The sequence below is a fragment of the Aphanizomenon sp. UHCC 0183 genome (assembly GCF_009712065.1).
Taxonomy (GTDB): Bacteria; Cyanobacteriota; Cyanobacteriia; order Cyanobacteriales; family Nostocaceae; genus Dolichospermum; species Dolichospermum heterosporum.
The window spans coordinates 59,179-85,145 of sequence record NZ_VILC01000008.1 but is presented as its reverse complement, the minus strand read 5'-3'; the positions used below and the strand labels follow the sequence as shown (position 1 = coordinate 85,145).

Sequence of the window (25,967 nt, the reverse complement as noted above, 5' to 3'; positions counted from 1 at the left end):
TTTGGCAATGGATACAATTTAGAGAATTACCGTTGCAAATGGGATTAGATGCAATGCAAGATGCTGAGGCATTGGTTGATATCATGATTTCTAGTTCTCAAATTCGAGATGTTGCTCTAACACTGGCAGTCGAGGCAAGTCATTCTTTCTACGATACATTATTCGTGGCAGCAGCAATTCAATGTGATACTCAGGTGCTGACTTATGACCGGAAACTGGCGGCTAAGTTTGGTGATAGGGTTATATTGCTGGAATAGATATCGCTTTTATTCACGTAATAAACTAGATCCCCGACTTCTTAGAGAAGTCGGGGATCTCAATACTAGGATCGCCTAAAATCATCCTATTCCCAAAAGAGCGATCGCCTAAATCATCCTTTTATCGAAAGAGCGATCGCCTAAAATCATCCTATTATGAAAGAGCGATCGCCCAAAATCATCCTATTATGAAAGAGCGATCGCCCAAAATCATCCTATTATCAAAGAGCGATCGCCTAAAATCATCCTGTTATCAAAAGTTAGAAACTAGAAACTAGATCCCCGACTTCTTTAAGAAGTCGGGGATCTGAAGAAAGTGCGATCAAAAGTGCGATTGCATAACATGAAATAAGCTAGTCAAGCAATAATCTACTTCCGAATAAACGGAACTGGACCACATTTAAGTCTCCCGATTTAGTTTTCTGAAAATCATACTGTCCTCCACCTGCTAGTTGACGCTCAAGTACATACCGAGGATTACGTCCATATTCAGTATAAAAAAGAAAAGTAGAAGCACCAGAATAAGTACCACATTGACGAGAACTTAAATATTGCACCTTACCGTTAAGTTTAAAGCTTGCTTTACCACCACCAGGTATGCTGCTACAGATAACAACCGAATTAGTTGGAATTTGTTGAGCATTGACAGTCAGTGGTACAAATCCTAGCAGAGTGCTGAAAGTAGTCAAAACAGCAGCACAGGCAATCTTACGCATTTGAATAAATCCTTCTTTGATGGCTAATTTGTTGCTTTCACCGATAGTATTTTTCCCCACCAAAAAAATCAATGTGTATCCCCGCAGAAAAATGTGCGAACTCCCGCAAATAAAATTGCGAACATCCGAACCCATCTAAAAACCCAAATCTGATAAGTGTGAGAACATCATTTCTCCACCTGTTCAGACAGCAATTATGAAATTACCTATCCAAACACTGCATATCATCCTCACAGCGTCCTTACTGTGGGGACTCAGTACACCCGCTTTAGCTCAACAAATTTGGTCAGGAACAGGTAAAATTGTCAGTGGTACTGGTGAAGGTGGCACAGTTGGGTTAAAATTGGAGATTACAGACAACAACGTGCAGTTTCTCTCTGGTCCATCAAAAAATGAACCACCATTTCAGCTAAATAACACTACAGATATCAATGGAACTGTAGAAACAAAAGCCGGAACTTGGCAATTTGTCCAAACAGGGAAAGAACTTCCAACTCTTTCTCATTCAAGTTTAATTCTTGACGTAATTCTCTAGGCAGTTTCAATTCTCCATTCAGCGCACTTTCAACTCCTGCTAAAAAATATTTGCGTCGTTCCATCTTATTTACCACCACAAACCCACCGCAGTGATGATTAATAGATTTGACAAATTTGATCATCCAAGCTGGTTCACTGCTATAGATGAGAATATTCAAAGAGGTATAAGTATCAATAATTAACTCTAATAATTCTAAAGAAGATTTAGCCGATTGAGAGCCAGATGGTGAAGCAAATTGTAAATCAAGGACAATTAAATCTGGTGTTTCTATTTTCAGACGTTGTATTGCTTCTTGGGGAGTAGAAGCGATGCTACAAATAGCAGAAGAATCGAATTTTTTCAAAAAATCACAATTATTTTGCGCTACTTCTGGATGATCTTCTACAACGAGAAACCGCATTGGCTTGATATTCATGTCCTGGATGATGATTAGATACGTAGAGCTTACATTAAGCGTGTGTATTTGATCAAGACCTAGATCCCCGACTTCTTAAAGAAGTCGGGGATCTGAAAATTATCGTTTTTTGGCATTTACCGCCCAAGATTACACTAACTAACAACTAACAATTAAGGTAATTCTACAGAATTGGGTTTAGCAATATGTGGTAAACCCCAACCGAGTTTTTCCCGTAAAACACGGAAAAATTCTGGAGATTGTAAGCGAATAAATCGGGCGCTGTAGGGCGATCGCTCCAAATATACTCGATCCTCTGGTAAAACATAACATCCACCATTGCCATCTACCACCATCACCAACCGGGGAATATTCACAGGATAGATATTGACTGGTTCGCTATCGGGAAACACCAAGGCCCTAGAAGCCAGAGAATGAGGACAAATAGGTACTAACTGCAATACAGGCACACCGGGAGTAATTACTGGACCACCTGCACTTAAAGAATAAGCCGTTGAACCAGTGGGAGTAGAAACAATAATTCCGTCAGCCGCAATATCCACAGGTGAATGTCGTCCCACCGCAATTTCAAAATGGCACATACAAGTTAAAGGTTCTCGATGTAGCACCATTTCATTTAAACAGAGGGCTTCCCACTTCACCGTATCTCCCCGCATAACTTTAACGGTGAGCATAGCTCTATCTTCAACCTGATATGCACCCGCCATTGCCTGTTCTAAGGCTTGGGGCAATTGGTTAAGATAAATTTCCGTCAGAAATCCCATGTGACCAGTATTTACTGTCAGCATGGGGATACCAGAGGGGGCTACCAGGCGTGATGCTGCTAATACAGTTCCATCACCTCCTAACACCACAGTAAATTTCATATCTGAGTCAAAGCCAGGGGGCGTAAGACCTTCAATGGGGGTGTGAAAGACAGGACTATCTGGTTGAGAATAGCCCAATATCCCACCGATACTAGCTGTGATGTACACATCCCAACCAGCAGCGGTAAGTTTGTCTTTTAGTTCAATAGCGACACTACTCGCTATCGGTTTAACGTCGTTATAGATAATGCCTGCTTTCGGCACACTCAAATATCCAAGTCTAAGGGCTGTTTTTTATGTATCTCATAGTTACACATTTTGGACTAATGTAACCATAAGTCTCATATTTATTGACTATTGGCTTTAGAAGATTCTTTAAAGGGAGTCTTTTTACTTTTGAGCTTTTTGCTTTTAGCTTTCTCGTAATCTAACTGTTTCAGCTTGTTCATAATCCGGCTGAAATATTCTTGTAGATATACTTCCAGTGTGGTAGTTTGTTGTTTGTCTAAACCAAAAATAGTATATACTTCGTCCATATTTTCTGCGTTTAAAGCTCTTCCACTAGCTAAAACTTCCGTAAAAGCTAATCTATCAGCAACATTCCATCCCCATTGAAAGCACCGCAGTAAACTCCGTACAGCCCGTAATAATCCAATGGGCATTCGTGTAACTTTTGCATCTCTATCAGACAAGCGCTCGCAAAGATTAATAATTTCCTCGGCACTCCAAGCACGAGTTCCCACGACTGGGAAAGCTTGCTTTTCTGTTTCTGGTACTGTCAAAGCCCGCACTGCAAATTTAGCAATATCTTGAGTATCCATGTAGCCAATGGGTGAGGATGTTCCTGTCACCCATACTGGTTGTTTTTCTAAAATAGGTATGCCGTATTGACCAATTAATCCTTGCATAAATCCAGCTAAACGTAAAATTGTGTAGTTTAAACCGGATTCTACTAAGTATGCTTCTGTACATCCCTTAATTTCCATCAGCGGTACATTGGGATATTTATCAGCATCGAGAATGGAAAAGAAGATGAATCTTTCTACACCAGCGGCTTTGGCTGCTTGAATTAATGCTACTTTTCCATCCCAATCTACCTCTTTAATAGTTAAAGAATCTGTAGCACGAGACGTAGCGGCATCAATAACTGCTGTTACTCCCGTCAATGCTTCCGTCAGGGTTTGCGGATTGCACAAGTTTCCTCGTACCAGTTCTGCACCCCATTCTTTCAAAAAAGCTGCTTTTTTAGGACTCCGAACGAGACAGCGGACTTTGTATCCTTCATCAATTGCGCGACGGGCTACTTGTCTTCCCAGAGTGCCAGTTGCACCAACTATTAATAATGTCATGGGGTTGGTTATATATCTTATTGTTTATGAGAAGAATCTTAACAGAATTAGTTATGTAAATAAAAATTTACATCATTTTAATAAAAGATTTAGGAGTTCAGGAGTTCAGGAGTTCAGGAGTTCAGGAGTTCAGGAGTCACCGAGTCAGGAGTCACCGAGTCACCGAGTCAGGAGTCACCGAGTCAGGAGTCACCGAGTCAGGATGAAGAATTAATTTTTTCCCCTACTTCCCCTACTTCCCTTACTTCCCCTACTTCCCCTACTCCCCTACTACCCCTCTACTCTTCTGCGCCTTGAATTTTGAGTAACAAAGCACCGATCGCCCAACCTACGAAGATTAGACCGAAAGATAGCATAGCTGCATTTAATATTTCGCTGCCCATTTGCTGTAATGCTCCTTTGTGGATTGTTGATTTATGTTTCCTGTTTTTCAGACCGCTGAATTTGATTTGAAGGCTCAAATCTTATTTTCAACTTTGAGGATTCAGATAAACTGGGTCTATCAGAATTATTGAGATTAAACCTCTATCAATAATTCTAAACCAATTTAGGGATGATATTCGGGGATAGACGACGATGGGCAGGGATACAAGATCATGATTAATCAAGATAAACGTCCGCGTTTGGTGCTGACAGTGGGAGATCCGGCGGGTATTGGTTCTGAGGTAATTTTGAAGGCTTTGGCTGATCCTGAAGTTACTCAGAATTGTGATGTGGTGGTGGTGGGGAATAAAATTTTATTAACTCAAGTTTATGAAAATATCAGTAAAAATATTGATAATTCCCTCTTTTTGGTAAATCCTGCTAATTTGTCTGTAGTTGATGTGCCTAGTGCTGGTGAAATTATTACTGGTGTGGGGAATGCAGCTAGTGGTGCGGCGAGTTTTGCTTATATGGAATATGCTATATCTCAAACTTTGGCGGGTGAGTTTGATGGAATTGTTACCGGACCTATCGCTAAATCTGCTTGGAAGGCTGCTGGTTACAATTATCCAGGACAAACGGAACTTTTAGCCGCAAGGGCTGGTGTGGAGCGTTTCGGGATGTTGTTTGTGGGGCGATCGCCTTTTACTGGTTGGACTCTGCGGGCTTTACTTGCTACCACACATATTCCTTTACGTCAAGTAGCTGAGGCATTAACACCGCAGTTGTTGACACAGAAATTAGATTTGCTAGTGGAGTATTTAGAAAATGATTTGGGGATTAAAAATGGGAGAATTGCGATCGCCGGGTTAAATCCCCACAGCGGTGAAATGGGACAACTAGGAACGGAAGAAATAGATTGGTTAATTCCCTGGCTGGAGTCAGAACGCCAAAAACGCCCCCATTTACAGCTAGAAGGACCTATCCCCCCAGATACAATGTGGGTGAAACCGGGTATGGCTTGGTATGGTAATTCTTCAGTTAAAAATCCCGCTGATGCTTACTTGGCACTTTATCACGACCAAGGTTTAATTCCCGTGAAGTTGATGGCTTTTGATCGGGCTGTCAATACTACCATTGGTTTACCGTTTGTGCGGACTTCCCCAGATCATGGTACAGCTTTTGATATTGCCGGCAAAGGCATTGCTGACGCAACAAGTATGAAAGCAGCGATTAATTTGGCGGTTGAAATTAGTCGGGAGGGGTAGAAACAGGAGTGTCAAAGGAAAATAAAAAAGGTGAGCCTATTCAGCCCACCTAACAAAATTAAAAAATATTCCGTGAAGATTAACGTGACATACTCCACACACTCCCTTTCAGGTGAGTGTGGGCTTCTCGGCGACTCTTCTATGAAGACATTAACCGAGCTTTAAAGCCCTATGCCCTAGGGACTTTTTGAGATAATTTTTAACTCTTTTGATAGGCTGCTTTTGGTGCATTTAATTGAGTTACACCTACTGTTGAAAATTATATCAAATATTTGAAAAAAAATCAAGAAAGTGTTCATTCCGCACTTCGTGCCGCTTGCGCTAACATCGCCCAACAACACTGATTAAGCTGCGCTTAATTTTGCTCGTTGGGCAATTCGTCACTTACGCGTATTCATCTCGTCACCTCCCTATCGGGTAAGTGAGAGGCTTCTACTGTTTAACCTAACAATGCTTTGGCTTTAGCTAAAACATTATCAACAGTGAAGCCAAACTTCTCCAAACAAATACCACCAGGAGCAGAAGCACCAAAAGTATCAATACTTACTGTGTCGCCTTCACTACCTGTATATTTGTGCCAACCGAAGCTACTAGCAGCTTCTACTGATAGACGCTTAGTAACAGCTTTTGGTAGAACAGATTCTTTGTAAGCTGCATCTTGTGTATCGAACAAGGTAGAAGAAGGCATAGAAACTACACGAACCTTCTTACCGACCGCAGTTAATTTTTCTGCTGCACTTACACAGAGGCTGACTTCTGAACCAGTACCAATCAAGATGATATCTGGTGTACCTTGGCAATCAACAATTGTATATCCACCCTTAGCGACACCTGCAATGGATGTACCTGCCAAGTTAGGAACGTTTTGACGAGTGAACGCCAATAAAGTGGAAGCGTGTGCTTTAGACTTCTCAATTGCGACTTTGTAACCACCAGAGGTTTCATTTCCGTCAGCAGGACGAATTACGGTTAAATCAGGAATGGCACGCAAAGAAGCAAGGGTTTCAATAGGTTGGTGAGTAGGACCATCTTCACCTTGACCAATGGAGTCGTGAGTCATGACCCAAATTGAACCAGCTTCAGAGAGCGCAGCCAAACGGATAGCAGCCCGCATATAATCTGTAAAGATGAGGAAGGTTGCACCGTAAGGAATCAAACCTGAGTTATGCAATGCCATACCATTACAGATTGCACCCATTGCGTGTTCCCGTACCCCAAAGTGGATGTTACGGTTGGCGAAATGTCCTTTTTGGAAATCCCCAGCACCTTTGAGTTCTGTGAGGTTGGAGTGGGTTAAGTCAGCAGAACCACCAATTAATTCTGGTAAAACAGCCCCGAGTTTGTTGAGACAGTTTTCTGAGTGTTTGCGGGTGGGTAATGCTTTGTCTTCGGGTGTGTAGGTAGGTAATACTTGGTCCCAACCGTCTGGTAATTTGCCAGTAATGAAACGGTCAAATTCCGCTGCTTCTTGGGGGTATTTAGCTTTGTAGTTAGCATAAACTGTATTCCATTCGGATTCGTAACCTGCACCGCGTTCTACTGCTTTACGAGCATGATTTAGAGCATCTTCAGGAACTACAAAGGCATCATATTCCCAACCTAAGTTTTTGCGGGTAGCGATGGTTTCTTCAGGACCCAAAGCCGCACCGTGAATACCAGCGGTATCTTGTTTGTTAGGAGAACCATAACCAATGGTGGTTGTCACCTTAATCATGGTGGGTTTGTCGGTGACGGCTTTTGCAGCTTCAATCGCTTTGGCAATTCCAGCTAAATCGGTGTTACCGTCTTTAACGTGGAGAACGTGCCAACCGTAAGATTCAAAGCGTTTGGAAACGTCTTCGGTGAAAGCTACATCTGTAGAACCATCAATGGAGATGTGGTTGTCGTCATAAAGAGCAATCAGTTTACCTAATCCCCAGTGTCCAGCAATGGAAGCAGCTTCACCGGAAATCCCTTCCATGTTGCAACCATCACCCAGAAGTACATAAGTATAATGATCAACTATCTTAGCATCTGGTTTGTTGAACTTAGCAGCTAGGTGTGCTTCTGCTACTGCTAAACCCACTGCATTGGCAATTCCTTGACCTAAAGGACCTGTGGTAACTTCTACACCGGCTGTAACAAAATTTTCGGGGTGGCCTGGGGTCTTAGCACCCCATTGACGAAATTGCTTGATGTCGTCTATGGTAACGCTATCGTAGCCAGTTAAGTACAGTAGGGCATACTGCAACATTGAACCATGACCAGCGGATAAAACAAAGCGATCGCGGTTGAACCACTGAGGATTTTTGGGGTTATAGCGCATGAAGCTATCCCAAAGCACAAAAGCCATTGGAGCCGCGCCCATAGGTAGTCCAGGGTGTCCCGATTTAGATTTTTCTATGGCATCTACAGCCAAAAAGCGGATCGAATTAATACAAAGTTCTTGGATGGATTGGGTTGCAACAGCCATAATCTCTTATTGTTAACGACGGGTTAGGACTCTTTTTAGCTTGTTCTGGTTGGGTTCATTATCAAGTGATCCCACTTTTCTCATCATCCCATTCCTAATTGTCAATGGACAAGGGGGATATTGTGAGTTTTTGGTGATGAATAAAGCCAATAATTTGATCTTGCTGTTCCCAAAGCGTGGCATAAGCCATACTAACGGTTCAGCAAAGGATGATCTCTATCATACTTGCCACAGGTTCACTTCTAAAAAGCCAACCAGTAACAAAATTACAGTAGGAGTTCAGGAGGTAGGGGCGCAGGGCCTGCGCCCATTCAGGAGTATGGCTAACGCCACGCTGCGCTATCAGGAGTTCAGGAGTTCAGGAGGTAGGGGCGCAGGGCCTGCGCCCATTCAGGAGTATGGCTAACGCCACGCTGCGCTATCAGGAGTTCAGGAGTTCAGGAGTTCAGAAGGAAGAAATTTCTCCCCTACTCCCCCTGCTCCCCAACTCCCCCAACTCCCCCAACTCCCCCAACTCCCCCAACTCCCCCAACTCCCCCAACTCCCCCAACTCCCCTGCCCCCCTGCCCTAACAGCGATAGGATATTTTTTATTTGCAAATCACTAGAGAGTAAATTTCTTGAATGCCAGGGTAACATTATGACCACCAAAGCCAAAAGAATTAGATAAAGCCACCTCGACTACCTGATCACGGCTAGTATGGGGAACATAATCTAGGTCACATTCAGGATCAAGATTTTCGATATTGATGGTGGGGGGAATTTTGTTATGAGCGATCGCCAAAATTGTCGCTACAGCTTCAATCCCACCAGAACCACCTAACAAATGTCCTGTCATGGATTTAGTCGAACTAATCGCCACCTTATAAGCATACTCCCCCAAAGCTTTCTTAATAGCAGCAGTTTCATTCACATCATTAGCTTGTGTACTAGTTCCATGAGCATTGATATAACTAACCATTTCCGGTGTCAGCGCCCCATCTTTTAAAGCTAATTCAATTGCTCTAGCCGCACCTAAACCACCGGGAACAGGCGAAGTCATGTGATAAGCATCACAGGTCATCCCGTAACCGACAATTTCCCCATAAATCTTTGCACCACGACTAATGGCGTGTTCCAATTCTTCAAGAATTAAAATTCCTGCCCCCTCACCCATAACAAAGCCATCCCGATCCCGATCAAAAGGACGACAAGCATGGGCTGGATCATCATTGCGAGTTGATAAAGCGCGAGCAGCCGCAAACCCCGCCACCGACAAAGGTGTAACTGCCGCCTCACAACCACCGCAAATCATCGCCTGGGCATATCCGCCTTGAATTTGACGAAAAGCATCGCCGATAGAATTAGAACCAGCAGCACAAGCCGTTACAGAACATGAATTTGGACCTTTTGCACCCGTATGAATTGCTGTTAATCCTGCTGCCATATTGGCAATCATCATGGGAATCATGAAGGGACTACAACGATCCGGTCCGCGATTCAAGTAAGTGGTTTGTTGGTCTTCTAATACCTTAATTCCACCAATACCAGAACCGATGATCACACCAACTTGTTCTGCATTGAGATCATTAATCACCAAACCTGCATCTGCTACAGCTTGAATAGCTGCCGATACACCCAATTGGGCAAACCGATCCATCCGCTTGGCTTCTTTGCGTTCTAAATAACTCTCTGGATCAAAGTTTTTAACTTCACCCGCAATGCGGCAACTATGTTTAGACGCATCAAAAGCAGTGATATAGTCAATTCCATTGCGTCCGCTTAATAATCCTTCCCAATATTCAGCAGATGTGTTACCAATAGGTGTAATCGCACCCACACCTGTTACAACAACGCGATTACGTTTATAGTCTGTCATGATTACATTAAATATGGCGAAAAAGCAGCAGGGGGAAACAATTAAGAGTGCTGAGTTCCGAGTTAAGTATCCTTAGCTAAGAGTATACTATTTGCTCAATATTATGACTTTTGGGGTTTTTCTCGCAGTCAAACTTACAGTTTAGACACTCAATACTCATGTACCGGCGGGTTTATCCAGTTAATCTGTGTACCTTCAAAATTTCTCTTTAAACCCGCGATACCGATTCATAGCTTGTTTATGCTGACGCAGCAACTTGCCTGTTGATGTAGTCTACTGCGTCTTGAACAGATGCAATCTTTTCAGCAGCTTCATCAGGAATTTCTATCTCAAATTCTTCTTCCAAAGCCATAACTAGTTCAACAGTATCCAAAGAATCAGCACCTAGATCCTCCATGAAAACAGATTGCGGTCCAATCTTTTCAGCCTCTACACTGAGTTGTTCAGCGACAATTGCTTTAACTCTTTCAAAAGTTTCTGTTTGGCTCATAAATAAAAGTCCTTAACAAGTTGCTATGATTTGCTCTAAATGCACAAAGTTTTTTTGGGCATATACATCTTATCGGAAAGAGTGAACCTGAGTATAGGTTCTATCATTAAAACTGAGGATTAAATATTAGGGAGATCCTGAAAATCTAGAGATAGAGAGTTGAATAACCCAATTAACTTCCAATAAATGCCCATTACATCTAAAACATTAAACCTAATATAATTCTATGCTATCTAAGACGCTAAAATACGCTTATTATCCAGGCTGTGTAGCTCAAGGAGCTTGTCGAGAACTGTATATATCAACCCAATCTCTCACCCAAGCCTTGGGTATTGAACTCGTTGAACTGAAAAAAGCCTCTTGCTGTGGTTCAGGGACATTTAAAGAAGATTCTCAACTACTAGAAGATACCGTTAATGCCAGAAATATCGCCTTAGCAGAATCATTAAATCTCCCTTTACTCACCCATTGCAGCACTTGTCAGGGTGTCCTTGGTCATGTTGACGAACGTTTAAAAGAATGTCAATCAACAAATCCCGACTATCTCAACAAAGTGAATGGCTTATTACAAAAAGAAGGCTGTTCACCCTATCGGGGGAGTACAGAAGTTAAACATCTTCTTTATGCTTTAGTCGCAGATTATGGTTTAGAAGAAATTACCCAGCGAGTCACCAAAAAATTAAGCGGATTAAAATGTGCAGCTTTCTATGGTTGTTATCTACTCCGCGCTCAAAAATCCATGCCCTATGATGATCCTTTTGCACCGGAAGCAATGGAAAATGTATTTCGGGCAGTAGGGGCGACACCTGTATATTATCGTGGCAGAACTCAATGCTGTGGTTGGCCTTTATCCAGCTACGCGACAACCGAATCTTTCCAAATGGCGGGAAATCATATCCAAGAAGCTTTAGCGAATGGTGCTGATTGTATTGTCACACCATGTCCTCTGTGTCATTTAAATTTAGATTCTCGTCAACCAGAGGTAGAAAAGGTAATTGGTCAAAAATTAGGTTTACCAATCTTACACCTACCCCAATTGATTGCTTTAGCTTTAGGTGTCAGTCCCAAAGAACTTGGTTTAGACAGACATATAGTATCCACAAAACCCATTTTAGAAAAATTAGGTTGGTAAAATATCACCGAGAATTTAGATCCCCGACTTCTCTAAGAAGTCGGGGATCTGTGGATCACTCATTTTTACCAATCACCGATTTCTGATATTCTTCCTCACTAATTAAATCCTGATTGTTTTCTACCCGATCTAAAAATACTAATCCTTCGAGATGATCATACTCATGTTGAAAAATTCGGGCAACAAAATCAGTTAATTCTTGTTTTTGTAAATTGCCATAACGGTCTGTATATTCAACTTCAATTGTTTGATATCTAGGAACTAAACCCCTAATTCCAGGAACACTTAAACAACCTTCCCAATCTTTAACCACTTCTGAAGAATTGGCAACAATTCGGGGATTGATCATTGCTGTTGCTTGCATTTCTGGCGCATGGGGATATCTGGCATTAGGACGGGAAGCAACGATAAATAAACGGTATGATGCTGCTATTTGTGGTGCAGCAATTCCCACCCCATTAGCTTGAGCAACTGAGGTAATTAATTCATCAATGAGGTTTTGAATTTCTTGATTTTGAATATTCTCAACCGCAGCAGCTTTTTGTCGTAATATCGGATTACCTAATTTAATGATTGGTGCTAATTTATTCATTATGTTTCAAATCTATTTTTTTTAATTCCTGTTTCCATCCTGTTCATCCTTTAATCGGTGGACATCCTGATATGGCTTGCGCCACGCTTCGCTATCAGACAGTTTTATTTCAATTTAAATAGATCACCGCTTTTTGAAGTGATAGTGATTATATCATTGATGATGTGCGATCGCCCTCCGATTGCGTCGCCTTCTACCTCGCACCGTCATGAATGCCGTAAGGTGTTACTTTACGCATTAAAAAAAGCGAGACAAGAAGTGGCTTCCGTGCCGTTCGCTCTTTTCTGTGAAATAATTAGGGCTTGCTAAATAAAGCTAAAACCATTGTAAACTTTACCTATTAGCCGGGAAATATGGCTTACGCCAGTAGATGTCAAGTTGCTATTTCCTAATCCCATAAAACCACAAAAAAGGATCATGACAATGAGTACAGAATATCATGTCCAACTTATTCAAGCAGGTAACACCCAAACCTTAACAATTCCTCAAGAATTAAACCTATCAACAACAGAAGTAATTATCCGACAAGAAGACGGAAAACTGATCATAGAACCCTATCAAAAAAAATCCCTCCTGGAAATTTTTGCCACCTTAGATGATATTGAAGAAGATTTTCCCAATGTTGATGAAGGATTATTACCCCTAGATAATATTGAACTGTAAAAATGTCTTATTCTTACTTACTCGACACTAATATACTCTCTGATTTTATTAAACACCCAACAGGGAGAATTTTTTCTCAAATTCAAGATGTTGGTGAAGAAAAAATTTGTACCAGTACTAAGTAGGTTGGCGTTGAAAATTGTCGTTATGGCAAGGCAAAAGGCAAGAGGCAAGAGGCAAGAGTGAAGAGGGTTTGGGCGATTTTACGTTTCTTTACACAGTTTGGTTTTATTGTGTTCACCTACTTATTGTAGCTTGTGAATTACGATTTGGCGCGGAAAAAAGTAATTCATTCCGATTAAAACAAAGAATTGAACTAGCTTTTAGCATTATTCCTGTATTGCCATTAATGGCGGATGTAGATCATAATTATGCCACAATTCGCACACATTTAGAACGTCAAGGAACGCCCATTGGTAGTAATGATTTATTGATTGCTGTGCAAGCGTTCACTCTAAATCTAACTCTCGTTACTGCCAATGTTCGTGAATTTTCTCGCGTTCCTAATTTAAAAGTAGAAAACTGGCTTAAATCTGATTAAGAAAGCTATGAGAAATGAAGAATAAACACAAAAATCACGTGAATTATACTCAACACGGCTTAATTATTTTATTTAAGCGGGTAGGGGTAAAGCAAGAGCTTCATTGGTGTCAACTTAACGTGAAAGCCTTGTAAAATATCAGTTTCACCCTTTCTCGTTCCCATACTCTGTATGGGAATGAATTCTAGAAGGCTCTGCCTTCTATGAAAACAGAGGCAGAGCCTCTGTAATAGCATTCCCAGTCAGAGACTGGGAACGAGATATCATCAGGATTTGAGCTTAAGTTGACACCAATGAAGCTCTTGCTTTACCCCTACAAATCTAGGTTTTTCGTGATTTTATAAAAGTCCATGTCCCAACCGTTTTGAGGATAAAAATTTCGGCATTTCCCTTATAATATGGCGATCGCCATCTGGGCTATTAGCAACGCCAAGTTTTATCAGTTTTGAGAATCTGGGCAGGAAATCCGGGACAACTTACTAAATATCAATTTTCTTTGTTAATTGGTAAAGGTGCAGGTTTAACTAAGAATTCAGAAATTTTGCCATTACGCTCTACTTGCACTTGTAAAGGAATACCAACTTGACTATTTTCTACTATTCTTTGCACCTCATCAACTTTCAAAACGGGTTGATTATTCATACTTTTGATCACATCTCCTGGACGTAATCCAGCAGTGGCTGCGGGTGAGTTAGGAACAATCCTCACTAATAGAATCCCTTGATTTGCAGATAAATTTATTTTCTCTCCAAATCGAGCAATGATTTTTTCCTTAATTTCTGGCGTTAATGTTACCATTTGTATGCCCAAATAGGGATGATCAACTCTACCTTTAGCAATTAGTTCTTCGGCAATTTTTTGGGCAGTATTAATAGGAATCGCAAAACCTAAACCTTGAGCGCCTTGAATAATTGCTGTATTCATGCCAATGACTTCACCACGAGCATTTAGTAATGGTCCACCAGAATTACCAGGATTAATTGCTGCATCAGTTTGCAGATAATCAACACGCTTATCACTAGCGCCAATATCACTACTAGAACGATCTGTGGCACTGATAATTCCAGAGGTAACAGTATTATTTAAACCCAAGGGATTACCAATAGCGATAACTGCTTCTCCGGGTTGCAAAGTATCAGATTTACCTAAAGCTAGACTGGGTAAATTATTGGCATCAATTTGAATTACTGCCACATCTGTTACCGCATCTTCACCTAATACTTTACCTTTAAAAGTTCGTCCATCTTTCAGGGTAACTGTTACCGAATCAGCACCGTCGACAACATGAGAATTAGTTAAAATTTGCCCAGATGAATTAATGATAAATCCCGAACCGCTACCTCTTTCTACTCTTTCTCTTTGTTGAGAAGGGATTCTATTGCCAAAAAAGCCGCGAAAAAAGGGATCAGAAAATTCGTCTATGGGGCTAATTGCTGATGTGCAAATGCCTGATTTAGAGACGAGAATGGCAATTCTGCAAAAAAAAGCTGAGTATGAAAATATTCGTTTACCACGAGAGGTGGTTGAATACATCGCTTCTAATTGTACTTCTAATATCCGTGAGTTGGAGGGGGCGTTAATTCGAGCTTTGGCTTATATTTCTATTTGGGGTTTACCTATGACTGTGGAAAATCTGTCACCGATTTTAGGCACTCCTAGTCAGAAAATAGAAACTACTCCTGAGATAATTTTAAATATAGTTGCAGATGCTTTGAATGTTTCTATTGAGGATTTGAAGGGTAATTCCCGTCGTCGAGAAATAAGTTGGGCTAGGCAAATAGGAATGTATTTAATGCGACAACTTACGAATTTGAGTTTACCCAAGATAGGGGAGGAGTTTGGGGGTAAAGATCATACGACGGTGATGTATAGTTGTGAGAAAATTACCCAGTTAAAGGAGAGTGATCAGAGTTTAATTCAAACTTTACACCAATTGAGCGATCGCATCCAAATGGCTACTACCAAAAATAGAATTAATATCGTTGATGTTTTCCACAACCCAAAAAACTAACTTATCCCATTAAAATCTGCACTATTAAGTCCGAATTTTAAGAAAAATATAATAAATGATTAATTTATATTTAAAATTGCCGCCAAAATCCAATTTTTTGCCGCAAAACTGTGGAAAACTTTAATTTATTACTTATCGGTTTCATGAAGTATTATGATTTTGGGAAAATTTAGGATAGTTTTTCCACAGTTTTTCCACAGGCAACTATCCAGATTATTTGTTTTTTTATATCATGAGTATTGACAAATGGATGAATTTATGAACGCTGCAATTTTCCAGGCTAAACAAGGTAGACAAGAAGGGGGAATTCCCATTGGCTCTGTTTTGGTTAAGGATGGTAAAATTGTCGGACAGGGACACAATAAGCGCGTCCAAGATGGTGATCCTGTAACTCATGCGGAGATTGATTGTCTCCGTAATGCGGGCAGAATTGGTAACTACAGAGGTACAATACTCTACTCTACGTTAATGCCTTGTTATTTGTGTGCCGGTGCTGTGGTGCAATTTGGGATTAAAAAAGTTATTGCTGGAGAATCCAAAACTTTTCCTGGCGCTAGAGAGTTTATGGTATCTCACGGTGTGGAAGTCATAGATCTAAATTTAGATGAATGTGAACAAATGATGAGTGAATTTATTACAACTAACCCGGAACTTTGGGATGAGGATATTGGGAGATAGGAGTCAGGAGGTAGGGGCGCAGGGCCTGCGCCCATTCAGGAGTATGGCTAACGCCACGCTGCGCTATCAGGAGTTCAGGAGGAAGAAGAAATGAATGAAAATTGACACTCTCAGGGAGCCAAGCCACTGAGCTTTACGCTTGCCGGATATTCCTGTAAAATTGTCCAAAAACCTATTACCCATTACCTATTACCCATTACCTATCACCCATTTATTTGACCCCACAATTAAAATTGAGAAATTAGTGTCAATTTTCTCCAGTTGCGTTATGATGGCGATCGCAAGCCTAAAAACCTTGTCGGCTGGATATTGCCACGACTGTTCAGCATAAATAGCGTCTAGTAGTGGTAATTACCGTACAAAACCGAATTCCCAAGCATCTTACTCTTGTTAGTTATGGTATAGTGAAGAAGTTAGAACTAGCTTTACCAAACTATAATTGCTCTACGCGCAGGTAATAATTGCAAGCGGAAGGCTGTTTTGATCAAGAATTTACACACAAAAATCTGAAATACACCGAGTTTATGATTCAGCAAGTAATTCACCCAATGGTGAAATTGCAGCGCAACGTGCAATCACTCGTAGAATCCAATATTATCAAACCCAATGATAGGATTTGGAAGATTGCCTTACTCTATGGCGATGATTGGCAACATTGGAAACAGGAGTTGCTGGACTTTGGATTTAGCACCCAAGATCCAATTGGCGATTTATTAGCGGTAGAAAAGTGGGACGACGATTAAACATCTAAATTAGATTGGCTATATCTAGGATAGATTTGACGTAGATACACCTACCTCCAGCAATGATAGAACTTTATCCTTGTTTTTATGGTGGGTGCAATTTCTTCGTCACCCGATTTTGGATTGACGATTTTGGACTTCGACTTCGCTCAGTCGAACGATTTTGGATTGACTCCACCCTCAAGTGTAGGGCTGGAAAATTTTGGATTTAGAATTGACGTTAGCGAAGCGTACGCAGCGCAGCGAGTATTTTTCCATCAGTAGAGGACGGAGACTGATACCAAATTTTTTAATCTAAAATCTAAAATCTAAAATCTAAAATCTAAAATCTAAAATCTAAAATTCCCCGTCCAAACACACACTCAAGAATTTTTATTAAGGTAGGTAAATTATGGTTCAAACCTTACCTAAAACCCAGTTAGTAACCTTTGAAGAGTTTATTAAATGGAAACCAGAAGGCGGATTTTATGAACTGCATGATGGGGAAATTATTGAGATGAATCCACCATTAGGAAAACACGAAAGCAGAACCGGGGTTTTAACTATAGAATTGGCTATAGAGTGCCGCCGCTTAAATCTTCCCTATTTTATTCCCAAACAGGCATTAGTTAAACCACCAACAACGGAATCAGCCTATTGTCCAGATGTTTTGTTGATAAATTCCACAAATCTAGTCAATGAACCGCTTTGGGAAAAAAAAGCAACAGTAACTCAAGGTGATTCTGTGCCATTAATCATCGAAGTGGTGAGTAGCAATTGGCGAGTTGATTACTATAGAAAATATAGTGATTATGAAGAAATGGGAATTAAAGAATATTGGATTGTTGATTATCAACCCTTTGGTGCTGGTAAATTCGTGGGTGAACCAAAACAACCTACCATATCAATTTGTTCTCTAATTGGTGATGAGTATGAAATTAACCATTTTAGAGACAATGAGCCAATAATTTCCCGCACTTTTCCCGAATTGAACCTAACCGCTAACCAGATTTTGCTAACTACTGATTGATATTAATGCCTGAGCCAACTCCTTTGCAGTATGATAGCGATCGCGTGGTAAAGGTTCTGTCACACAATCAATTACCTGTCTTAATTTATCATTAATGGTTGGTATCCCTTTAACCTCAAAGCGAAAATTACGCCCCCTTTGCCGATAAAATTTTAAAGGATTTTCCCCAGTTAATAAAAAAATTAACGTCGGACCAATAGCATACAAATCAGATTGGGTAAGCGGTTGTCCCCGTTCCTGTTCAGGAGCGCAAAAACCCTCAGCGCCGATTCTTGTCCCTGGTTTTGTGCCAATTTCCTTAACAGCACCAAAATCCAATACAACAATACTATTATTACCACTTCGCACCATCAAATTAGCCGGCTTAATATCCCGGTGAATTAATGGCGTTTGTTGGTGATGAAGATAATCTAAAATATCACAAGTTTGGATCATCCAAGCGATCGCTTGCTTCGGAGTTACAGGTCCAGTTAAGCGAATCCGTTTGTCTAAATCTTGTCCATGAATTAACTCCATAGCCAAGTATTTTTTACCATCTTCCACGAAGAAATCATAATACTTGGGAACTCCCCCATGATTAAGATGCTTGAGAATACTAGCCTCTCGGATGAATAACTCTTGAGCTTTGGGAATTTTCACCATATCAGCATTCATCTGCTTAATTACCAGTAATTGTGGTACACCAGTAATTTCACCAACACCATCCCAAGCTAAATAGGTAGTACCCATACCACCCTTTCCCAAAGTGCGTAATACCTGATAATGACGAATAGTCTTTTGCACCAAAATTGGTTGACCACAGTGAACACAAAACACATTTTGAGGATGATTCCCTTCGTGAGTACAACCAGCACTGGAATATTCTGGAATTATCTTTTGATTAATTTCTCCATTTCCTGAACCTGAAGCTGGGATAAGTAGAGGAGATAATTCCTGAACTTGTACCTTGAGTACAGGACCACCCTGAGCTAATTGCAGCAAAGAATTATCAGCAACAATAGATTTAGTAACCAAAAAGCCATTAAGGAAAGTGCCATTAGTTCCATGACTAATTAACTCCCAATCATCCCCTCCAGCATTAGTAACTAATTTCAGTTCTAAATGATACCGAGAAACTAAATTGTCAGCCAAAACAACGTGATTATCTACCGCGCGACCAATACGAACGACGGTAGAACCCTCAAAGCACCACTGTTTCAGCGGTGTTTTTGTGCTTTTTTCTAATAGGGTCAAAGTAATCACAATACAACCTAAAATTTAAGATCAAAAAACTAATTTTAGAAGCAACTTTGCTGAGATGGTCGGACTTTTACTCGCACCAGTATAGCTGTAATATTGTCATGACCATTGTGTTCATTACCCAATTCAATTAAATTTTGAACCCCTGTGACTAAATTACTAGAAGAACTTAATAAGGGTTGGAGATGGGTTTGCCAATGAGTTTCTAAGCAGTCATTATCTGATAAACCATCTGATACCAATACTAGAAGCATATCTTTATTGATATCAAACAACATCACATCAGGATAGACAGAATCTTCGTTGCGTGGACCCAAAGCTTGGGTAAGTTGATAAGCATCTGCACGTCCATAGGCAATACTAGGTTCTATACCCCTAGCAATTTCTCGTTGACCAACTTCATGGTCTATAGTTATTTGTTCTAGTCCTTGCTTGCGAGTCAGCCAATAAAGACGACTATCTCCCACATGAGCAATTGCCGCTTGATTATCTTGAATTAGTAGCATGACCAAAGTAGTACCCATGCGACCAATACCAGAACGAGCTTCTTTTTGATTAAGCTCATAAATAGCCTGATTAGCCAGATAAACTGCGTGAAGAATAGACTCCTTGCGAGGCAATTCTGTATCTACCCAAGTTTCTTGAAAGTATTGACGGATAGTATTTACCGCTAATTGACTAGCTATTTCACCTCCAGCATGACCACCCATACCATCACAAAGAATATATAAACCTTGTGTTGTAACTTGACTATTTCCTGGTAACTCTATCTTGTGAACTTGACTATCAACACCAAAATAGTCCTCATTATGATCACGTTGACGACCCACATCAGTAGCTGCTGCATATTCCACGCTACTTAGCTGCATGGATAAAACTAGAGTTAGGGCTTCATCACTTTTATTTTTTGTATCATCACCTAGTGCCAAGACAGGTGATGAAGTTGGTTGTTCCTGATGACATTCTTCTGCTATTTCTTGTAAATGCGATAGCAATTGCGCCAGAGTTTGAATATTCCCAGATTCCACATACTCTAACATCTGCACCACACAATCCAATGGAGTGTGTTGGGATTCTCTAAACAAAGTTTGCCACATCCGACCCAAACTTTTAAGAGTTAAAGCTTGTTGTCCATTCTCTCGTATTTTCGTCAAATCTAAAACTTCGGGTGGTTGTGGTGTCAGTAACGGTGTCTCTATATATAGCCGTTGTAATATCAGAGTTTGGTCTTCATCTAAGCGCAAGTTCGACAACTCCAACAAACTTTGGCGACAATTTACAGTTTCTAACAACTCCCAAAGTTGAGTCATTTGATAAAACCAATGTAAAATCTCCAACGGACTTACTGTATCTCGTCGCAAAACATCAAGCAACGTCGGGAAATTGGATCTGTCTTCTAACAAGACTACTTGAAAATGATCTTGCTGCCAAGCATCATGAATAGTTGGTATTCCTGGGTTCTTATCTACCTGCAATTTTAGATAAGCTTCCGCCAGACCTGGAATTGTCTTTATATCCATCTTGGTTTCGTGCAAAAGCATTGCCCCAATCAGTGACATTTCGTAAGGTTGACAATCTAGAACCTTGACTTCTATATAATCCGCAAATTCTTGTGGAGATTCTAACAAGCGATAACGTTGCCAAGGATCTAAATAAGCATCTAAAACAAATTTGGATAACAGACCAGAATCTCCGCCATCATCCGCTATATTTTCTAGATTTTGGCTTAATTTCGCAGTTTCCGCCACAACAGAAACTACCTTATCCACTGCCTGAGTAATGAGCGCGTACCAAACTGTGCTAGATTCTGCACCACATTTATAACAATACTGTGCATCTAAAGCCATATCGGCACTACATTCAGAGCAGATTTTATGAGCTAAGGATATACCACAGCTTTGACAGAACTTATTACTATCACCGTTTTCAAATTTACACTGGGGGCAAATCAGCATAGTCGGACTTCCTTGATTTTCTTGGTAAGGTGCTTTTAGCTACAAATATTCAAACAGTCCACAATTAAATAACTAGGGTTTGCTGATAGCGTAGCGTGGCGTAAGCCATAAAAGTTGTCTGTGAGGGCAGGGAACAGGGAACAGGGAACAGGGAACAGTTTTAACTGTCTGGATATCCTCAATTTTCCAAATCCGACAAAGAAAAATGCACCTATTTTGAGACACCATCAGCCAAAACCTTGCACTTTTTTGTGATAAAAATCCGCGAAACCCTTATTAATAAATGGTTTTAGCTTTATTTAGCAAGCCCTAACTAAAATTAAAATTATGTAACCCAAGAACTAAGTGCTATTGTTGACACTCTTTTTGTATACTGATACTACAGTACCTTAATCTATTTTTCCGGTTAATGATTTAATCTTGTGACTTCTAAGGGAGTGAGTTCTCGCCATTGTCCTGGTGCTAAATCATCTAATTGAATATTACCAATACTTATCCTAATTAACCGCAAAGTCGGAAAACCCACAGCAGCAGTCATGCGACGGACTTGGCGATTTTTACCTTCAGTTAAGGTCATTTCTAGCCAAGCTGTGGGAATACTTTTCCGAAATCGAATGGGGGGAATACGTTGGACTACGGATGGTTCTTCTAACAATAACCTAACTTGAGCAGGACGAGTCCGGTAATCTTGAATTTCTACCCCACTTTGTAGCTGATGAATTGCATCAATATCAGGAATACGTTCCACCTGCGCCCAATAAGTACGTTGATGACCAAAGCGCGGATGTGCTAGACGATGCTGTAACTGTCCATCATTTGTTAGTAACAGTAACCCCTCACTATCCCAATCTAAACGCCCCACAGCATAAACATCGGGAACATCTATATACTCTTTCAGCGTAATATGTTTGGGACTTTCTTGAGTAAATTGGCTCAAAACCCCATAGGGTTTGTGAAAAATAATATACCGATTATTCATAAAATATAGAAGGATTCAGGAGGTAGGGGCGCAGGGACTGCGCCCATTCAGGATTCAGGAAAAAGAAGAAAGGATTAATAAACATCAATTATGACAATTAGCAAAATCAGCCGCAGATCCTTTTTATTTCTGGGTGGGGCAACCTTAGCACAAGGATTAACCTTAACATTACCTAGTTATGCTCAACCAGTCCAAGTAAACAAAAGTCAAATTAATGGTATCCCTTTTTATCAAACCATAGTTGATCTCACAGATCCAAAAACCTTGATTACAATGGGTTTAGCCAAAAATGCCAGCTTTGCCAACACCATTCAAAAAACCAGTGGTGATGAAGAATTTAGTAAATTAGTAGCGCGTTATAAGGCCACTGTGGTTGCTAATGGCACATTCTTCGCCAAAAATCCTCAAAAAACAGTGATGGGTAACATGGTAGCTGGGGGAAAATTTGTCAAATACAGTCGCTGGGAAAATTTTGGGACTACCTTGGGATTAGGAGTCGGCAATAAACCAGAAATGGTAACAGCCAGAGTAGAGGGTAAACCGCAATGGAATAAACATTGGTTTTCCCTAACTTGTGGACCGAGATTATTGCGACAGGGCGAAATATGGATAAATCCCAGTATTGAAGGCTTTAAAGATCCTGTTGTTTTAGGCAATAGCGATCGCACAGCCATTGGTTTTACTCAGGATGGCACAAAGCTGATTTTAGCCAATTTTGAAATTAACCTCACTTTACAGCAGGAAGCAGAGGCAATGAAAGCGATCGGTTGTTATGAAGCTATGAATTTAGATGGTGGAGCATCCAGAGCCTTAGCCAACAAGACTAATATTGTAGTTCCCGCGGGTAGACCTTTAACCAATGTAATCGTCATTTATGATGCCACAAATCCCGCTCCCACAGCCTTAGAACAGGCATGGCTGAAGTTTCAAAAAGGAGAACACCCTTCCATACCTGCCTCGTAAATAAGGCACGGTTCAGGAATTAGAGGAATAATTACCAATTAGCCAGCCCTTGATTACGGAGTCAGGGGTATAGTATTTAATTTTTAATGGGGTTTGACGGCAAATACGACTATAAAGTTACGGTTCACCCCAATTCCTGAAAGTATTAATTCCCATACATTAGTCAATGTGAAAGCACATAAATCCATGAAACCACTAGACATAATTTATAAAATTCACCGTTCCCCTGACGGTTCGGTAAACCACCCTACATGGAATGGCTACCACTGAGTTTATTTCTATTTCTTGCCCTGGGTAGCCTAGTTTGGGATTGTCTTCCCAGCAAAGCCATCAGTTTCTTTTTGGGCAACTGATTGTTATTAGCAGTTAGTTAATGCAATTTTATATTCTCTCTGAGTTCATTTAGTAATTTTATACGGAGCAAACACCCAAAATGGCAAAAGTAGTTGGAATTGATTTAGGAACGACTAACTCCTGTGTGGCAGTAATGGAAGGTGGTAAACCCACTGTTATTGCTAATGCGGAAGGTTTTCGGACAACACCCTCGGTAGTTGCATTTGCTAAAAATGGCGACAATTTAGTGGGTCAAATCGCTAAACGCCAAGCGGTAATGAACCCCGAAAATACTTTTTATTCAGTGAAACGCTTTATTGGTCGTCGTTTCGACGAAATTACCAACGAAGCTACAGAAGTTTCTTATAAAGTTCTCAGCAGTGGCGGTAACGTTAAGGTAGATTCTCCTGGTGCTGGTAAACAATTTGCTCCTGAAGAAATTTCTGCGAAAGTTCTCCGCAAATTGGTTGAAGATGCTAGTAAATACCTGGGTGAAACTGTTACCCAAGCTGTAATTACCGTTCCCGCTTACTTCAACGACTCTCAGCGTCAAGCTACTAAGGACGCGGGAAAAATCGCTGGTATTGACGTTCTCCGCATTATCAACGAACCTACCGCCGCTTCCCTAGCTTATGGCTTTGATAAAAAGAGCAACGAAACTATCCTGGTGTTTGACTTGGGTGGTGGTACTTTCGACGTATCCGTTCTAGAAGTAGGTGACGGTGTATTTGAAGTATTATCAACATCCGGTGATACTCACCTGGGTGGTGACGACTTTGATAAAAAAATCGTTGACTTCCTAGCTGAACAGTTCAAAAAAGACGAAGGTATTGACCTCCGTAAGGACAAACAAGCTTTACAACGTCTGACTGAAGCCGCAGAAAAAGCCAAAATTGAACTTTCTAGCGTTACTCAAGCGGAGATTAACTTACCATTTATCACTGCTACTCAGGACGGTCCCAAGCATTTAGATACAATTCTGACTCGCGCTAAGTTTGAAGAACTCTGCGCTGATTTAATTGACCGTTGCCGCATTCCGGTGGAAGATGCGCTCAAAGGTGCGAAGTTAAATAAGACCAATATTGACGAAGTTGTTCTCGTTGGTGGTTCTACCCGGATTCCCGCAGTTCAAGATGTGGTCAAACGGGTGTTAGGTAAAGATCCTAACCAAAGCGTTAACCCTGATGAAGTGGTAGCTGTTGGTGCTGCTATTCAAGCGGGTGTCTTGGCTGGTGATGTTACAGGTATCTTGTTGTTAGACGTAACACCATTATCTTTGGGTGTAGAAACCTTGGGTGGTGTCATGACTAAGATTATTCCTCGCAATACTACAATTCCTACCAAGAAATCAGAAGTGTTCTCTACTGCTGTAGACGGACAAACTAATGTGGAAATTCACGTTCTCCAAGGTGAGAGAGAATTCGCCAATGATAACAAGAGTCTAGGAACTTTCCGTTTGGATGGTATTCCTCCTGCTCCTCGTGGTGTTCCCCAAATTGAAGTTACTTTTGATATTGACGCTAACGGTATTCTCAATGTTGCGGCTAAGGATAAGGGAACTGGTAAGGAACAATCTATTAGTATCACTGGTGCTTCTACTCTGGATAAGAATGATGTAGAACGCATGGTGAGAGAAGCTGAACAAAATGCTTCTTCTGATAAGGAACGTCGTGAAAAAATTGAACGCAAAAACCAAGCTGATTCTTTAGCTTATCAAGCTGAAAAGCAGTTGGAAGAGTTGGGTGATAAAGTCCCTGCTGCTGATAAGACTAAGGTTGAAGGTTTAGTTAAGGAAGTGCGGGAAGCTGTTGCTAAAGAAGATGATGCTCAAATCCAGAAGTTGACGCCAGAATTGCAACAAGCTCTGTTTGCTATTGGTAGCAATATCTATCAACAAGCTGGTGATGCTGCTGGTGCTGCTGGTACTGAACCTCCAAGCGGTGGTTCTGCTCCTTCTGGTGATGATGTTATTGATGCTGATTTCACTGAAAGCAAGTAGTCATAAATTCTCATCAAGGACGGTGAACCCCCGTCCCTACACGATTAATACCCACCTAGCGCAATAACTGGATGGGTATTTTTTAATGGTAATTAAATTAGTTATTGCGAGATAGTGATTATTAATAAACCCAGTTGCTTAAAAATTCTATTTGTCCCTGCATACCTTGCGTTGATTTAGTGCTAGAACGTTGTCAGCAGCGTTAGTATCTGAGTGCATCACGACCCCATCATGTCCGGTAAACTTGTCACCATTTCTACTACCCGTTAAGGTACTAAATCTGGAGTCAAGTTGTGACGCGCATATACTTGAGCAAGGTTAAGGTGACTTATCCGGCGGGCAATTTCTTCAGCATTTGCACCTTGTTTGTAAAGAATAACCACCCGACTTACAGAAGTTTTAGTCCCTGTAATCATGGGACGACCATTATTCACACCTGGAGAACAGGTTACTAGCGTACCAATGTTAGTAGCAGTTGCCATAGTTGACGGAATTACTTGCTTATTTTACTTCACTTTAGTCTATCATAAGCGTTTCAGCTAATAAGAGACTTCCAATTAAAAAAATATCCTAAAATTTCTTGTGGTGCGGGCATACTATGGCTAACGCCACGCTTCGC

The 25,967-nt window shown here is 40.8% G+C and carries 25 protein-coding genes and 1 pseudogene; 12 read left to right on the top strand and 14 right to left on the bottom strand.

The features are described from left to right. A partial coding sequence (locus tag FJR37_RS04030) for a type II toxin-antitoxin system VapC family toxin (RefSeq protein WP_168465358.1) occupies window positions 1–257 on the top strand: 257 nt, incomplete at its 5' end. Between the two features lie 353 nt (window positions 258–610). On the opposite strand, the gene FJR37_RS04025 is transcribed toward FJR37_RS04030, so the two are convergent. Next, the gene (locus FJR37_RS04025) at window positions 611–973 is read right to left on the bottom strand and encodes a hypothetical protein (RefSeq protein WP_217355181.1); all 363 of its coding nucleotides are present in this window, start codon (window positions 971–973) and stop codon (window positions 611–613) included. A gap of 196 nt (window positions 974–1,169) precedes the next feature. Between FJR37_RS04025 and FJR37_RS04020 the strand changes: the two genes are divergently transcribed. Then, window positions 1,170–1,508, top strand: a complete 339-nt coding sequence (locus tag FJR37_RS04020; protein WP_168465356.1) for a hypothetical protein — start codon at window positions 1,170–1,172, stop codon at window positions 1,506–1,508. Here FJR37_RS04020 and FJR37_RS04015 read toward each other — a convergent pair. The 4 genes from FJR37_RS04015 to FJR37_RS04000 form a co-directional block, all read right to left on the bottom strand. Further along, the gene (locus FJR37_RS04015; protein WP_174763383.1) at window positions 1,402–1,926 is read right to left on the bottom strand and encodes a response regulator; all 525 of its coding nucleotides are present in this window, start codon (window positions 1,924–1,926) and stop codon (window positions 1,402–1,404) included. The genes FJR37_RS04020 and FJR37_RS04015 overlap by 107 nt on opposite strands. A 152-nt stretch (window positions 1,927–2,078) precedes the next feature. Beyond that, a complete protein-coding gene (locus FJR37_RS04010) occupies window positions 2,079–2,996 on the bottom strand; it encodes an NAD(+) kinase (RefSeq protein ID WP_039199560.1) in 918 nt (305 codons plus the stop codon). Window positions 2,997–3,079: 83 nt separating this feature from the next. After that, on the bottom strand, window positions 3,080–4,081 hold the full coding sequence (locus FJR37_RS04005; protein ID WP_039199559.1) for an SDR family oxidoreductase: 1,002 nt from the start codon (window positions 4,079–4,081) through the stop codon (window positions 3,080–3,082). A 278-nt stretch (window positions 4,082–4,359) separates the two neighbouring features. Further along, entirely contained in the window at window positions 4,360–4,464 is a 105-nt protein-coding gene (locus tag FJR37_RS04000; protein WP_039199595.1) for a PetM family cytochrome b6-f complex subunit 7, read from the bottom strand. 213 nt (window positions 4,465–4,677) lie between these two features. Here FJR37_RS04000 and pdxA point away from each other — a divergent pair, with 213 nt between their 5' ends. Beyond that, window positions 4,678–5,712, top strand: a complete 1,035-nt coding sequence (gene pdxA / locus FJR37_RS03995; protein ID WP_168465355.1) for a 4-hydroxythreonine-4-phosphate dehydrogenase PdxA — start codon at window positions 4,678–4,680, stop codon at window positions 5,710–5,712. A gap of 439 nt (window positions 5,713–6,151) precedes the next feature. Here pdxA and tkt read toward each other — a convergent pair whose 3' ends face one another. From tkt to acpP, 3 genes are all read right to left on the bottom strand, one after another. After that, window positions 6,152–8,164, bottom strand: a complete 2,013-nt coding sequence (gene tkt, locus FJR37_RS03990; protein WP_039199555.1) for a transketolase — start codon at window positions 8,162–8,164, stop codon at window positions 6,152–6,154. 603 nt (window positions 8,165–8,767) lie between these two features. Then, window positions 8,768–10,021 carry a beta-ketoacyl-ACP synthase II gene (fabF, locus tag FJR37_RS03985; protein ID WP_168465354.1) on the bottom strand — a complete coding sequence of 418 codons (1,254 nt, stop codon included), beginning with the start codon at window positions 10,019–10,021 and terminating at the stop codon, window positions 8,768–8,770. A 238-nt stretch (window positions 10,022–10,259) separates the two neighbouring features. Next, the gene (gene acpP / locus FJR37_RS03980) at window positions 10,260–10,511 is read right to left on the bottom strand and encodes an acyl carrier protein (RefSeq protein WP_039203395.1); all 252 of its coding nucleotides are present in this window, start codon (window positions 10,509–10,511) and stop codon (window positions 10,260–10,262) included. 226 nt (window positions 10,512–10,737) lie between these two features. Between acpP and FJR37_RS03975 the strand changes: the two genes are divergently transcribed. Further along, entirely contained in the window at window positions 10,738–11,643 is a 906-nt protein-coding gene (locus tag FJR37_RS03975; RefSeq protein ID WP_168465353.1) for a CoB--CoM heterodisulfide reductase iron-sulfur subunit B family protein, read from the top strand. Between the two features lie 55 nt (window positions 11,644–11,698). On the opposite strand, the gene def is transcribed toward FJR37_RS03975, so the two are convergent. Continuing rightward, window positions 11,699–12,235, bottom strand: a complete 537-nt coding sequence (gene def, locus FJR37_RS03970) for a peptide deformylase (RefSeq protein ID WP_168465352.1) — start codon at window positions 12,233–12,235, stop codon at window positions 11,699–11,701. A gap of 423 nt (window positions 12,236–12,658) precedes the next feature. Between def and FJR37_RS03965 the strand changes: the two genes are divergently transcribed. Together FJR37_RS03965 and FJR37_RS03955 are read left to right on the top strand one after the other, a co-directional pair. Further along, window positions 12,659–12,898, top strand: a complete 240-nt coding sequence (locus tag FJR37_RS03965; RefSeq protein ID WP_039203409.1) for an antitoxin — start codon at window positions 12,659–12,661, stop codon at window positions 12,896–12,898. Between the two features lie 193 nt (window positions 12,899–13,091). Next, on the top strand, window positions 13,092–13,439 hold the full coding sequence (locus FJR37_RS03955) for a PIN domain-containing protein (protein ID WP_254434503.1): 348 nt from the start codon (window positions 13,092–13,094) through the stop codon (window positions 13,437–13,439). Window positions 13,440–13,925: 486 nt separating this feature from the next. Here FJR37_RS03955 and FJR37_RS03950 read toward each other — a convergent pair whose 3' ends face one another. Next, window positions 13,926–14,972, bottom strand: coding sequence for an HhoA/HhoB/HtrA family serine endopeptidase (locus FJR37_RS03950; protein WP_254434501.1), 1,047 nt, complete (start codon window positions 14,970–14,972; stop codon window positions 13,926–13,928). On the opposite strand from FJR37_RS03950, the pseudogene FJR37_RS03945 reads away from it, so the two are divergent. From FJR37_RS03945 to FJR37_RS03930, 4 genes and pseudogenes are all read left to right on the top strand, one after another. Beyond that, a pseudogene (locus FJR37_RS03945) lies at window positions 14,857–15,450 on the top strand (helix-turn-helix domain-containing protein); the annotation flags it as partial. The gene FJR37_RS03950 and the pseudogene FJR37_RS03945 overlap by 116 nt on opposite strands. A 246-nt stretch (window positions 15,451–15,696) precedes the next feature. Continuing rightward, window positions 15,697–16,128: a nucleoside deaminase gene (locus FJR37_RS03940; protein WP_039203391.1), complete on the top strand. Its 432-nt coding sequence runs from the start codon at window positions 15,697–15,699 to the stop codon at window positions 16,126–16,128. A gap of 524 nt (window positions 16,129–16,652) precedes the next feature. Further along, window positions 16,653–16,871 carry a DUF4327 family protein gene (locus tag FJR37_RS03935; RefSeq protein ID WP_027402742.1) on the top strand — a complete coding sequence of 73 codons (219 nt, stop codon included), beginning with the start codon at window positions 16,653–16,655 and terminating at the stop codon, window positions 16,869–16,871. Window positions 16,872–17,262: 391 nt separating this feature from the next. After that, a complete protein-coding gene (locus tag FJR37_RS03930; RefSeq protein WP_039203390.1) occupies window positions 17,263–17,880 on the top strand; it encodes a Uma2 family endonuclease in 618 nt (205 codons plus the stop codon). Here the strand turns inward: FJR37_RS03930 and FJR37_RS03925 are convergent. The 3 genes from FJR37_RS03925 to FJR37_RS03915 all read right to left on the bottom strand — a co-directional run bounded on the left by FJR37_RS03925 (window position 17,866) and on the right by FJR37_RS03915 (window position 22,053). Continuing rightward, the gene (locus FJR37_RS03925) at window positions 17,866–19,122 is read right to left on the bottom strand and encodes an FHA domain-containing serine/threonine-protein kinase (RefSeq protein WP_168465349.1); all 1,257 of its coding nucleotides are present in this window, start codon (window positions 19,120–19,122) and stop codon (window positions 17,866–17,868) included. The genes FJR37_RS03930 and FJR37_RS03925 overlap by 15 nt on opposite strands. A 35-nt stretch (window positions 19,123–19,157) precedes the next feature. After that, window positions 19,158–21,074: a serine/threonine phosphatase gene (locus FJR37_RS03920; protein ID WP_168465348.1), complete on the bottom strand. Its 1,917-nt coding sequence runs from the start codon at window positions 21,072–21,074 to the stop codon at window positions 19,158–19,160. A 406-nt stretch (window positions 21,075–21,480) separates the two neighbouring features. Next, window positions 21,481–22,053 (bottom strand): rRNA large subunit pseudouridine synthase E, encoded by a 573-nt coding sequence (locus FJR37_RS03915; RefSeq protein WP_039203387.1) that lies wholly within the window; start codon window positions 22,051–22,053, stop codon window positions 21,481–21,483. 90 nt (window positions 22,054–22,143) lie between these two features. Here FJR37_RS03915 and FJR37_RS03910 point away from each other — a divergent pair, with 90 nt between their 5' ends. Continuing rightward, on the top strand, window positions 22,144–23,016 hold the full coding sequence (locus FJR37_RS03910) for a phosphodiester glycosidase family protein (RefSeq protein ID WP_039203386.1): 873 nt from the start codon (window positions 22,144–22,146) through the stop codon (window positions 23,014–23,016). A 433-nt stretch (window positions 23,017–23,449) separates the two neighbouring features. Continuing rightward, window positions 23,450–25,348, top strand: a complete 1,899-nt coding sequence (gene dnaK, locus FJR37_RS03905; RefSeq protein WP_039203385.1) for a molecular chaperone DnaK — start codon at window positions 23,450–23,452, stop codon at window positions 25,346–25,348. A gap of 266 nt (window positions 25,349–25,614) precedes the next feature. On the opposite strand, the gene FJR37_RS03900 is transcribed toward dnaK, so the two are convergent. Beyond that, on the bottom strand, window positions 25,615–25,830 hold the full coding sequence (locus FJR37_RS03900; protein ID WP_081981507.1) for a DUF433 domain-containing protein: 216 nt from the start codon (window positions 25,828–25,830) through the stop codon (window positions 25,615–25,617). Between the last annotated feature and the right edge of the window lie 137 nt (window positions 25,831–25,967).